The sequence below is a fragment of the Methylocaldum sp. genome, assembly GCF_035627495.1.
In the GTDB taxonomy this organism is placed as follows: Bacteria; Pseudomonadota; Gammaproteobacteria; order Methylococcales; family Methylococcaceae; genus Methylocaldum.
Map to the genome: position 1 here is coordinate 50,065 of NZ_DASPLO010000140.1, position 12,344 is coordinate 62,408.

At 55.2% G+C, this 12,344-nt stretch carries 9 protein-coding genes; 4 read left to right on the plus strand and 5 right to left on the minus strand.

Going from position 1 to position 12,344, the window contains the following annotated elements; translation table 11 throughout:
- Window positions 1-173: 173 nt before the first annotated feature.
- From VEB01_RS11410 to dndC, 5 genes are read right to left on the minus strand one after another with little or no spacing between them, the layout of a single operon-like run.
- On the minus strand, window positions 174-1,052 hold the full coding sequence (locus VEB01_RS11410) for a hypothetical protein (RefSeq protein WP_324875529.1): 879 nt from the start codon (window positions 1,050-1,052) through the stop codon (window positions 174-176).
- Window positions 1,015-2,256 (minus strand): AAA family ATPase, encoded by a 1,242-nt coding sequence (locus tag VEB01_RS11415; protein ID WP_324875530.1) that lies wholly within the window; start codon window positions 2,254-2,256, stop codon window positions 1,015-1,017. Before VEB01_RS11415 ends, VEB01_RS11410 begins: the two co-directional genes overlap by 38 nt.
- A complete protein-coding gene (locus tag VEB01_RS11420; RefSeq protein ID WP_324875532.1) occupies window positions 2,253-3,746 on the minus strand; it encodes an FtsK/SpoIIIE domain-containing protein in 1,494 nt (497 codons plus the stop codon). Before VEB01_RS11420 ends, VEB01_RS11415 begins: the two co-directional genes overlap by 4 nt.
- The gene (gene dndD, locus VEB01_RS11425; RefSeq protein ID WP_324875534.1) at window positions 3,746-5,791 is read right to left on the minus strand and encodes a DNA sulfur modification protein DndD; all 2,046 of its coding nucleotides are present in this window, start codon (window positions 5,789-5,791) and stop codon (window positions 3,746-3,748) included. Before dndD ends, VEB01_RS11420 begins: the two co-directional genes overlap by 1 nt.
- Window positions 5,788-7,098: a DNA phosphorothioation system sulfurtransferase DndC gene (gene dndC, locus VEB01_RS11430; protein WP_324875536.1), complete on the minus strand. Its 1,311-nt coding sequence runs from the start codon at window positions 7,096-7,098 to the stop codon at window positions 5,788-5,790. Before dndC ends, dndD begins: the two co-directional genes overlap by 4 nt.
- Before the next feature lie 633 nt (window positions 7,099-7,731).
- On the opposite strand from dndC, the gene VEB01_RS11435 reads away from it, so the two are divergent.
- From VEB01_RS11435 to fdh3B, 4 genes are all read left to right on the plus strand, one after another.
- Entirely contained in the window at window positions 7,732-7,950 is a 219-nt protein-coding gene (locus tag VEB01_RS11435) for a hypothetical protein (protein ID WP_324875538.1), read from the plus strand.
- Window positions 7,951-8,137: 187 nt separating this feature from the next.
- The gene (locus VEB01_RS11440; RefSeq protein WP_324875539.1) at window positions 8,138-11,053 is read left to right on the plus strand and encodes a formate dehydrogenase subunit alpha; all 2,916 of its coding nucleotides are present in this window, start codon (window positions 8,138-8,140) and stop codon (window positions 11,051-11,053) included.
- Between the two features lie 40 nt (window positions 11,054-11,093).
- A complete protein-coding gene (locus VEB01_RS11445; RefSeq protein WP_324875540.1) occupies window positions 11,094-11,663 on the plus strand; it encodes a Uma2 family endonuclease in 570 nt (189 codons plus the stop codon).
- Between the two features lie 68 nt (window positions 11,664-11,731).
- Window positions 11,732-12,340, plus strand: a complete 609-nt coding sequence (gene fdh3B, locus VEB01_RS11450) for a formate dehydrogenase FDH3 subunit beta (protein ID WP_324875542.1) — start codon at window positions 11,732-11,734, stop codon at window positions 12,338-12,340.
- Window positions 12,341-12,344: the final 4 nt, after the last annotated feature.

Below are 12,344 nucleotides of genomic sequence, written 5' to 3' on the forward strand. Positions count from 1 at the left end.
ATGTTTTGTATTCATGCGCATGATAATGCAACAGTCATGCTATTGCCACTCAGCGTAAGATCAGCCCAAAAGCCTTGGGAATAGGCTTCAGTCCATAACCGAATCCGAACGGATTCATAGGCTTCCAAGCTGCTATTTGAGAGCCTAGGAATTCCAACTTCCTTGAATCAAGATTACGTGGTAATCACGTCGTTTAAAAACGATTTAAGTTCATCGGGCACCCGCCCAGCGCGTCTGATTTCCTCAGCCAAGTGTCCGAGATGATCGCAAACTTTCCCTGACAAGGAATGGCATGTGACTAGCCGCGATAGCAATGCTTTACCGTGAACACGGCGGCGTAGCCCTTCGAAACGCTGTTGATCTGTGCCACTTTGATGATCAAACCGGTCCACTTTGTTGATGTTTTCGGAATAAGTAGCCTGTTCAATGGAGGAACATCCGGAAAGCATCGCGCTTTGGATATGGTTATCCACCAATTGTCTGTTGGGAAAGCAGTTTGTTAATCCATCGCCAGTTTGCGATCTGCCGAATTGGTGTGCCATCGCATTGTAGGCGGCATGGGGTACCAATGCCTCACAGTGCGCTCGAAACTCCTGATGTATTTGGGTTGCTGGTCGCACCACTCGTAACTTTGCCCGCGCGAGATAAGCTTCGCAGACATCTATATCCGCCAAGTAATTTTCTAATTCCCATAACAGAGTAGCTTTAACGTAGGGTCCAAATGGAGTAGATAGGCTGAATTTGACATCATCGGTCTCCCAAACTAAATCCCACTCTCCCTTGGCCATCAGCGCGTCCCTATCTACTAAACCCCAAGCCAAATTACCTTGCGCCCGCTGGTTTCGCACGTGATTGATAACGGCTGTACACCCTGAAGTGCCGGCCTGTTGATTTACCGCCACAAACTCGACCTTTTGCTGGTTATCACGAAACCAGATTTCGGCGTAGATATACCGATCGCTTTCGGATTCCAAGTACAAAACCGGTACTCCACCATACCGGCGAGTAAATCCATCACTCTTCAGTTTGTCTTGTTGCTTCAACGTTGCCACGATTATTCAACCCCCCATAAATTTCCGCAGCTTCCCGCGCAATTCGCTCCGCGCGCGATTCTTCTCCCACCGTTTCGATAATGAAACCACCTTTGCGCAGCCCTTCTTCTTCGATATCGTGGGCGAAGGCTTTCATCATCCGTTCCGAATGGGTAGCCAGAAAGACGATTAATTTCGGAAATGCTTGCTTTGCCATCTTCATAAGCGAAAACAGCACGCCGTATTGCCAATTCCGGTGCAAATGTACTTCGGGCTCGTCGATAAGCAGAAAAGTATTGCCGGTCATGTGAGCCCCCAGGCGCAGATAGATTTGCACTAGACTTTTCTCGCCACTGGAGAGGCGATCGAGCCGATGCTCATGGCCCTCATTGACAATGATGCCTTCCGGCGGGTCCTTGCGGACGCCCTTGAGAAATTTGGGAGTTTCCGCAAATACATTGTCATTGACCGTTTTCACGGCCTGTTCGAAACGCCGATCCTCCAGCCACTTAAGCCAGACCAGCAGGTTATCGAGGGAATCCCGCCAATCGCGGCCTTCGATGTCGAACACGTGGACGGGGCGATAGTTCCAATCCCGCGGAGCAACGATCGACCGTTCGATATCGGGGACCCGCTGAATATTGCGGTAAGCGGAGAAATAGATCAGCGTCGGATAGGTCAGTGGATCACCCCCGAATTCTTTCAGGGGCATACCGACAGCGTTAGCTATCAAAGCATTGAAATCTTTTGCCCAATCGCTAGCGCGCAAAGCCACTAAGCGTCCGGCGGCGGTCCGTCGGAAACCCAAGCGGTGCCATTCACCGGCACCGACCCGGCGCAAATCTTCCTCGCCCCAGGCCTTGAGGCTGTATTCCTCACCGATTTCACCACCGATCAGGGACAGCACGTAGGATTTTGCACTGTAGCCCGTTTCGCCCAAAGTAACCTTAACGTCCAACTGCGCACGCCCTCCTTCCCGATCCAGCGGTTCGAACCCGAAGGATGGCAGTTCCTCGCGGCCCAGCATATTCATGAGGGCCACCAGCAATTCGAACACGGTGGTTTTGCCGCGCCCATTCTTCGAAACGAACAGGTAGAAATTGCAGGGCTCGTTTCCGGCGTCGGTAAGATCGAACTCCTCCACACGGTCCTGAAACGGCCCCACGCGGTCCACCGTCAGACACAAAGGAGCGAATTCGTGGATCAGAGTTTCCGAAGAAATCATGCGGACCTCCCTTGGCGCGCTTCACGCACCGTTTGAGCAATGTCGTCGCGGCTGATCCAAACCCCATGTACTCGCCTAGTGTCCTGGCCAATCAATTTGAGCAGCATGTCACCGCGTCCCAAGAGTTTTTCTGCCCCATTCTCATCCAAGATAACGCGGGATTCGGCACCTTTAGCTACGGTTAAAGCCATACGGCTGGGCACATTGCTACGGAGCAAGCCACTGAATGTGGCTGCGTCTGGACGTTGCGTAGCCAACACCAGGTGTATGCCGGAAGCGCGCGCCTTCTGCGCCAAACGGATGATGGAGTCTTCCATCGTTCGATCCTGCATCAGGAGGTCGGCTAACTCTTCGATACAAACCACGATGAAAGGTGCATCGATCCGCCCGTTAGCCAAACCCTCGGCCCAATCACGGGCTTGACCAGCTGCCAGCAGTGCCTGACGAGACTCCATCTCGACGACCAGTTCTTCCAAAACAGTTTTACCCTGCCTGGTTCCGGTGATGACTTCTCCGTTCCACAAGTAGGACAATTCCCGGTATGGTGCAAATTCCACTTGTTTCGGATCGATCAGAACCAACCGCACCTGGCTGGGAGAGCAAGTTTTCAACAGGGACAGAATCAAGGCATGTAACGCCACACTCTTGCCACTGCCGGTGGTGCCGCCGATCAACAGGTGCGGTGCCGCCGCCAAATCGAAGCCCACCGGTTCGCCTGCTTCGTCGACACCGGGAAACACCGGCAGACGCCAGTCCGAAGGTGCCTTTTCCAGCCATTGCCACAGATCCCGCCCAACCGGCATGCGCCAGGTTTCCGGACGCCTCGGAATAGTCAGAAACATAGTGCGAGCCTCCCGTCCGGGAGCGGTGAAAACGCCGGCTTCCCCCAATCCCAACACAAACGCCAGCTTTTCGACGCCTCGTTGCAGAACAGGCAAATCGTTGGCATCGGGAAGCTGTATCGTGTAGCGGGTTACGCGCGGACCTTCGCGACACTCCAATATCTCGGCGGTAACACCGATTTCCCGCAAGGCGGCCAATACTCGCCCAGAAACATCCTCGAGCGGCTTGGCCATAGCGACATCTCGGGCAAACCACTCTTGATAAAGAAACTCATGGAAATCATGGCCCTCCCGCCAGGAACTGCGAAACTCCCGTAAACCGCGGCGAATATGCCGTTGCAGATAGCGAACGAATATTTCAGGGTCGGAGAACAAATTTTCGCTGTGATATACCGACAGCAATACCCGAAACTGATCGGTAAGATCCTGCCCATCCGGTTTTCCTTCGCCAGTCACTACATCCATGGCGTATTCGCTTCCAATGTCGTCTCGCCGGTCCAATCCATCATCCGGTGGCGTGGGCAAGCGTAGTGAATGCGCCAAAGCGAGTCGTAATACCATCCATTTGTGTCCCGTGGCACGTAATCCGTTCTTTTGTAGATCCTTAATGGTGTCTTCGTCCGCCTGACTGGTGTAAACCTTGGCCATCAGGCAACCTCCGGGTACATCGACGCCTCGATTGCTCGTGTAGACTCACCGTCGAGATTTTCCAAGTGGTACTCTCGGCAGACGTAAGGTTTCAGCAGCGCGTATTTGGTCGCATCCAGTTCTGAATCAGTAGGCAAAATAATCACCTGCTTCGCTACCGCCGGATAGTAATGTCGCAATAGCCGCTCTTGGTGTTCCCGATCAATACGGGCCAGAGGCGTGTCGATAATTACAGGCGCGGCACGGTGCGCCACTTCTTTGAGTGCCCAAAGCAAAGCTTGCGCGACTAGTTGTTTCATACCTGCCGATAAGCTCCCCATGCCGATAATGCTGCCGTCAGCAGTGTGATAACGCATTTCGAAACGCTCACCTAGTGAGATTCGGTCAATCATGCCATGGGACGTCATTAAGACTTTGAAGTGGCGGTTTAGAGCCTCTTCGATATCCTGTCGCCGTCTATCCCGCTGCTCAGTGCGATATGCGACGAAGAGGCGGCGCAATTTATCGCCTAAATCCATACGAAGTTGAGCGCGACGGCTCTGTACCCGAACTCTCTCCATTTCGTTGAGATCCTTTTGCGCTCTTTCGACATCCTTTCCGGCCTTTTTCAATTGGTCATCCAAGCGGCCCTTGTCCTGATTCAGTACTTCGAGTTGATCTTTGCTCTGACTCAATTCTTCCTGTCGAGCCATGAAGCGCGCTCTCTCTTCAGGAGCTAAATTGCTTACATCGTTAAGCTTGGCCTCTACCTCAACCAAATCTCGTTTAAGCTTGCTCAACTCCCGCAACCGGCGGGCAAACTCGGCACGGGTGTCGGCTTTGTGTTGGTAAGGAACCATCCGCTCCATCCGGCTTGCGGCTTCGTCTGAGCGCATACGAAACAAGCCGTCTCGAATATGCTTAGCTTCGGTCTTGTACTGAGCCAGCAAGGTTACAAGGCGGTCACGCAAGAAATCACGTTGTGCCGGAGAAATGTCCGGTACCGGATGAGGAGGTTCGTCGAACAGCCTTATCGGCAAGACTGTCAGAATACGATCAATCTGCGCATTCAGTTTCTGGTTCGGATGCTCGACAAGCTTTTCCAATTCATTGACTGCGCGAGCTACTAATTCCGGATTGACCAACAATGGCGACATAGGACTGATCTCGTCGAACAAGGATTGCCCTTCCGCTTCGATCCGCTCCCTAAGAGAGTCTCGTTTCTCTCGAAGCCGGCTTTCCTCGTTTTGCAATGCCAGCTCCCGTACTCCTTTCAGCAACCGTTCCAAGCGGACAATTGCTCGTTTAGTTTCAGTGATTTCCTCATCTTTCTCGCCCATTTCATGTTCGATGCGCTCGTATTCCGCTTGCAGTTTCGCCAATTCCGCCACTTTTTCGCGCACCTTGAATTCAACAGCAGGATCGGCTTGCCGTCTTACTTGGGCTATCGCTTTGCCCAGGTAGTCATCCAGCCGGTCGATCAGCGTCAGGTCCAACAGCCGTTCGATCTGTTCGAGTTGGCCTTCTCGGTTGGCTTCTGCAATTTCCTGGACCTTTTCGCCATCGTAGAAAAAGAACGGTACGATACGCGCCGGCAATCGCGTTTCCATAAATCGGTCCGCGTCTTCGCCGCGCAATGGAAGGTCCTCCTCCATCGGAAATTCCGGCATGATTTCAAATACTTCCTCACCACTTAAGGTCCAACTGCGGCTCAGTGATACCCGGCCCTGCTCCTCCCGCCAAACAGCGGAGATGCCATAGCGACTTTTCGGGTCGGTGCGCGCCTTCCGGTTCAACACCCCCAACCATTCGTCTTCCCAACCGAGCAGGTAGGCTCGTGGATTGATTTTGCGCCCTCCCTGCACTTCGCGTCGCAACTCATCCCCGGCACCAAAACCGGCACCCAGGAATAACAGCTTTACGCTATTGATGAAACTGGTCTTGCCATAGCCATTACGTCCGGCAATTAATACTACGTTACGGTTGGGATCAGCGGGAGTAAGGTTGAAAACCTGTTTCCCATGATAGGAAAACAAATTCTCGATAGTTATTTGTTCAAAGATCATGATAAGAAGGGATCGGCAGCTTCGATTTGAGCCACAGCTTTTTCAATGAGGTCAACAATATCCCGCTCCAAACTGGGCTTGGCGCCGTAAACGTCCAATGAAGGATATTTTTTTCGCACCAAATGGAGTAATTCAAACGGCAGGTCCGGGTGAACTTCGAACTCTTCCGCCAACTGCTCCAGTAACCGGTCTTCATCAGCCAAACCGGTCGAACGGCGGGCAATCTCCATAGGCACATCCCTCCCGTATTCATGGGCAATTTTGTAGGTGGTTTCCGAGAAATCGAAATCCTCGGACCATTGCGATTGAATTACCGCTAATTCATCGTCAGAGATAATGGTTTGGCCGATCTTTTTTTCCAGATCCAACACCTCCCGCAATAACTGCTGGCGCGCTTCCGGAGTAAATGGGCCGGGGCGGGGAGTGCCGTCCCGCTTTACCTTACTGCGCATACCGGGTGTATCACGATAGGCGGCCAGATTGTTGCGGAATTCAAACAGGGGCACAAGCTGTTCGTCGCCTGTCTGAATAAACCCCTGCATGGACTTGTCCTCCTTAACCACGGTACACGTCCAGCAGCCGAAACGGCTTCCGCCACAGGAGGGTGTATTCAAATCAAGCACTACCGGACATTCACCCCCTGCGGCTTGGCGATACAGGCGGATCAATTCACCATGATCGCCATTCCAAGGTGGTGGAGTAGTGGCCAGATACTCCCATACATCGTCTGTACTCCAGGCGGAAATAGGCGTAGCAACCAAGGCATTGGGAATTTCATGATGTGGATTGAGACCACGAGCATTGAGCTCCCGAGATGTCATGGCGTTACGTCTCTGCGTGCTTTCGTCCAACCGAGTACCCAATAATAGAATGACGCTGCCGTAATTTCGGCCAATCGTTTCGATTACCCGGCGGGCGGGCTTGATTTTCAGATTGCTGGTGCACCAACGGAACCAGCGGCTGGGAGGCGGATATCCTTTACCGATCAATTTGGCCCAGTAGCTTTCCCGAGCACTTGGCTGTTCCAGGCGAACGGAGATTGGCAATGATTGAGCCTGCGCCCAGGATTCAATACGGACCAAATTATCCGCCACATAACGCGCTACTTTTGGGGCCTCTACCCGTGTATCCGTTGAAAGCACAAATATCTGTTTTTCGCGCAAAGGTAAACTCAGCAAGAACTCGCAGATTAGCTGAAGCAACAGCGTCGAATCTTTCCCTCCAGAATAGGCCACCACCCAGGGCCGTTGATCCGCTTGGTAGAGTTCTTTTAAAAAGGTTCGAGTCTCGTTCAAGGTTTTAGTCATAAGAAATATTCATCAGGTTGTCGATGCAGCTAACGAATAGCTATATGACACCTTTCTTACATTCAGAAAAAAGCACGATTAAGGAACTGATGAGCATATTGCATTCATGTTGTTTATTGGCCTGTGTACAGGGTGGGCCGAAGGTATGGTCGAGGGCATGATAAGCATGGCCGATTCGTGGAACAGGGAAAATTAAAAACTGGCTCGTGGCTTAACGGACCGGTGATTATCCCTAAGAGGGACCTTCTGATCCATGATGTTGACCTGCACTCTTCGGCTAGATACCGACAATCAGGAGGGAACATGCCATAGCAAGAGAAAATGCCAAGCAAACTTGGCTCTCTTTTTTCGGCTCTCGTCGAAAGCTTTCGGCTGGCGTACGTCGCTGCTCACGGATATGAGGGACACAAATTTTCAATGCCGGCCCTGACCGGCAGCAGGAGGGGAAAGCTGAGATGTTTCGAGTTTCTGCCGGGCGGAAACGATACTTGGTTTTGCCCAGTTGAGCCGAGTTCGATCAAGACTCGTTCTGCAACGGCGAAAATACTTGACAAGCAAGCTCGGAATTTGACCCGGTGTGCCGCAAATTGTTTAATTGACGCAATTGTTTACGGCTGTCTTTGAGGCTTTTTCATGAGCGATTCAAACCCTCCTCCCGTGCCCGAAGCTCGCCGAAGTTTCATCCGGAAAATGATGGCTTTGGCTGGAGGGCTGTTTGGCTCGGCTGCCTTGCAGCGTGCCGCTCGTGCGGAGCCAATCGGGGCATCGCAAAATCCCGTTGTCGAATCCGGCAAGAAAGGGTACCGGGAGACCGAGCATGTCCGCGCCTATTATGATGCGGCGCGGTTTTGAGCGCGGTGTGTTTCGGTCCACTTCTCTTAAGGAGGCTCTGATTAACTCTCCGTTCGGAAGAGTTGCGATTAAAGCAACCGTTTGCGATTGGAGTAACTGACTTGGGTAATTGTCTGACGCAAAAGGCCCTCACCCAACCCTCTCCCAGAGGGAGAGGGCTTTTTCAAAACTTTCTTAAGAATCGATCATGAAACTGTTCAAACGGCCTCTTCCTGGAGCCGATGCATTCTCCACGGCACAAACTTCGGGTCACGGTATCGACCGGCGCGAATTTCTCCGTCGTTCGGGGCTTTCTGCAGGCGGCGTGGCCTTGGCCGGAGCGGTGCCTTTGTCGATGATGAAAAAGGTCGACGCGACAGCCGCACCCACTTCTGCGCAGCCGACTGGCGAGCTTAAAAGGGTGAAGAGCGTTTGTACCCATTGCTCGGTGGGCTGCGGGGTTATCGCCGAGGTGCAGAACGGCGTGTGGATCGGCCAGGAGCCGGCTTTCGACCATCCTTTCAACCTGGGGGCGCACTGCGCCAAAGGCGCGTCGGTACGCGAACACGGCCATGGCGAGAAGCGGCTCAAGTATCCCATGAAGCTGGTCGACGGAAAGTGGCAGCGCATCGGCTGGAATCAGGCCATTGACGAACTGGGAGACAAGCTGGCTGCTATCCGCGAGCAATACGGTCCCGATTCGGTTTACTGGCTCGGGTCTTCCAAACACAACAATGAGCAGGCTTATCTACTGCGGAAATTCGCGGCCTTGTGGGGCTCCAACAATATCGACCATCAGGCTCGCATCTGCCATTCGACCACGGTCGCCGGCGTCGCCAACACCTGGGGCTTTGGGGCGATGACCAATTCCTACAACGACATCCACAACGCCAAGGCGATTTTCATCATCGGCGGCAATCCGGCGGAGGCGCATCCGGTTTCGATGCAGCATATCTTCCGTGCCAAGGAACGCGGCGCGCCGCTGATCGTGGTCGATCCGCGCTTTACCCGCACCGCGGCTCATGCGGATTTGCACATCCGCATCCGGCCCGGAACCGACGTGCCGTTCATTTGGGGCCTTTTGTGGCACGTCGTCCAGAACGGCTGGGAAGACAAGACTTTTATCGAACAGCGGGTGTTCGGCATGGACGACGTCCGCAAGGAAGTCGCCAAATGGAATCCGGCGGAAGTCGAGCGGGTCACCGGAGTGCCGGAAGAACTGGCGCATAAAGCGGCTCGGATCATGGCGCAAAACCGGCCCGGCACCTTCATCTGGTGCATGGGCGGGACGCAGCACACGGTCGGCAACAACAACACCCGCGCTTACTGCATCTTTCAGCTCGCGCTCGGCAACATGGGCGTGGAAGGCGGCGGGACCAACGTGTTCCGTGGCCACGACAACGTGCAAGGCGCTACGGACGTAGGCCCGAACGCCGAGAGCCTGCCGGCTTATTATGGTTTGAGCGAGGACGCCTGGCGGCACTGGGCGAAAGTGTGGGGCATCGATTTCGACTGGCTGGCCGGCCGTTTCGACCAGAGCGAGTACGGCGCCGGCAAGACGGTCAAACCCATGTTCAACAACGGTATCCCGGTCTCCCGGTGGGTGGACGGCGTTTTGGAGACGAACGAGAACATTTCGCAGCGGAATCCCCTCAAGGCGATGGTGTTCTGGGGCCATGCGCCCAACAGCCAGGTGCGCGGCCCCGAGATGAAAGCCGCGATGGAGAAGCTGGACGTTTTGGCCGTGATCGACCCGTATCCGACCGTCACGGCCGTGATGCACGACCGCAAGGACAATGTCTACCTGCTGCCGGCTTGCACGCAGTTCGAGACTTACGGCTCGCTCACCTCGTCCAATCGCTCGATCCAATGGCGAAGCCAAATCATCGAGCCTCTGTTCGAGTCGCGGCCGGACCACACGATCATGTACCAGTTCGCCCGCAAGTTCGGGTTCGAAAAGGAACTGACCAAAAACATCGAAGTGGAGAACGACACACCGCTGATCGAGGACATCCTGCGGGAGATCAACCGCGGCGCGTGGGCGGCGGGCTATACTGGCCAAAGCCCGGAGCGGCTTAAAGCGCACCAGGAGAACTGGCACACCTTCCACACCACGAATTTGAAGGGCCAGGGCGGCCCCTGCGACGGCGAATATTACGGCCTCCCCTGGCCCTGCTGGGGTACGCCGGAAATGAAGCATCCCGGCTCGCATATCCTCTACGACACCAGCAAAACGATAGCGGAAGGGGGCTCTCCGTTCCGCGCCCGCTTTGGCACCGAATACCAGGGGCAAAGCCTTTTGGCGAAGGGATCTTTCAGCAAGGGCTCGGAAATCCAGGACGGCTATCCCGAGTTCAGCGCCGATCTCCTCAAGAAGCTGAACTGGTGGAACGATCTCACCGCGGCCGAAAAAGCCCAAGCCGAGGGCAAGAATTGGAAGACCGATCCCTCCGGCGGCATCATAAGAGTAGCCATCCAGCATGGCTGTGCCCCTTACGGCAATGCCAAGGCGCGCTGCATCGTCTGGAATTTCCCCGATCCGGTGCCGATCCACCGCGAGCCGTTGTACACGCCGCGCCGCGATCTGGTGCAGCAATACCCGACCTACGAAGACCGCAAGCGCTTCTGGCGCTTGCCGACTCGTTACGCCTCGATCCAGCAGCAGGATTTCAGCAACGATTTCCCGCTGATCATGACCTCGGGACGCTTGGTCGAATACGAAGGCGGCGGGGACGAAACCCGCTCCAATCCCTGGCTGGCTGAGTTGCAGCAGGAGATGTTTGTGGAAATCAACCCGCGCGACGCCAACAATGCCGGCGTGCGGCACGGCGAACAGGTCTGGGTCGCCGGTCCCGAAGGCGGGCGCATTAGAGTCATGGCTTTCGTCACCGAGCGAGTCCGGCCGGGCGTGGTCTTCATGCCGTTCCATTTCGGCGGGCATTACGAGGGGCGGGATTTGCGGGCCAAATACCCGGAAGGCGCCGCGCCGTACGTGCTGGGCGAATCCTGCAACCTCGTGTTTACCTACGGCTATGATTCGGTGACGGCGATGCAGGAGACCAAGGTTTCGCTGTGCCGGATAGAGCCGGATTTGATCAGCGAGCGAGCATCCGGTCGAGTATAGATAAGGAGATAAGGAGATAAGGAGATAAGGAGATAAGGAGATGAAGTCCGCGCAACAGCCGTCGACTCCATCGCTCTACGACGCCTTGCTCGCCTTGCCGGAAAACTTGGTCGGGGAGATCCTCAATGGCGAGTTATATACCCAGCCTCGTCCGGCCGGGCCGCATGGACTAGCCGAGTCCGGGCTCAACATCGAATTGGGCGGCCCTTTCCATAAGGGAAGAGGCGGCCCCGGAGGCTGGTGGATTCTGGTGGAACCAGAGGTCCACTTCGTCCGAGATACCGAGGTCGCGGTGCCTGATCTGGCGGGCTGGCGGCGCGAGCGCATGCCCGAGATTCCGAGAGATCATCGCTTCGAAGTAGTGCCCGATTGGGTGTGCGAAATCCTTTCGCCCGGCATCGAGAAAAAGGATCGCGCCATCAAGCTGCCCCTGTATGCCCGCTACGGCGTGGCTCATGCCTGGCTGGTCGATCCGCTAGAGCGGACTTTGGAAGCGTTCGAACTGCGCGAGGGCTATTGGGTGCTACTGGGTACGCTGAAAGACGAGGACCCCGTGTGTCTGCCGCCCTTCGATGCCGTCACCTTTTCCCTGGCCGAGTTATGGACGTAGTCTAAGGCCGACCATGATTCCAAAGAGCAAGTCTCGTTATATCTAAGCACGGTTGAACTATGGCCCGAATGAAGTTTCTCTGCGACGAAGAACGCTGCATCGAATGCAACGCCTGCGTCACCGCTTGCAAGAATGAGCACGAGGTCCCTTGGGGCGTCAATCGTCGTCGGGTGGTCACGATAGACGACGGATTGCCCGGAGAGAAAACCATTTCCGTGGCGTGTATGCATTGTTCCGATGCGCCTTGTCAGGCGGTCTGCCCGGTGGACTGTTTTTACACTACCGAGGACGGCGTCGTGCTGCACGACAAGGACTTGTGCATCGGTTGCGGTTACTGCTTCTATGCGTGTCCGTTCGGCGCTCCGCAATACCCGCAAGACGGCGCTTTTGGCGCGCGCGGCAAGATGGACAAGTGCACGTTCTGCGCCGGCGGCCCCGAAGAGGATCATTCCGAGGAGGAATTCAAGAAGTACGGCAGGAACCGCCTGGCCGAAGGCAAGCTCCCCCTCTGCGCCGAAATGTGCTCGACTAAGGCCCTGCTTGCCGGCGATGCGGACATGGTGGCCGATATCTTCCGCGAAAGGGTGGTTCGCCGCGCCGACAGCGACAACCCGGATTTACAGCGCCGGCACCAGGGGAAACCGTGGGGTTGGGATGCGGCTTACAAGGATGGGTGAGTGA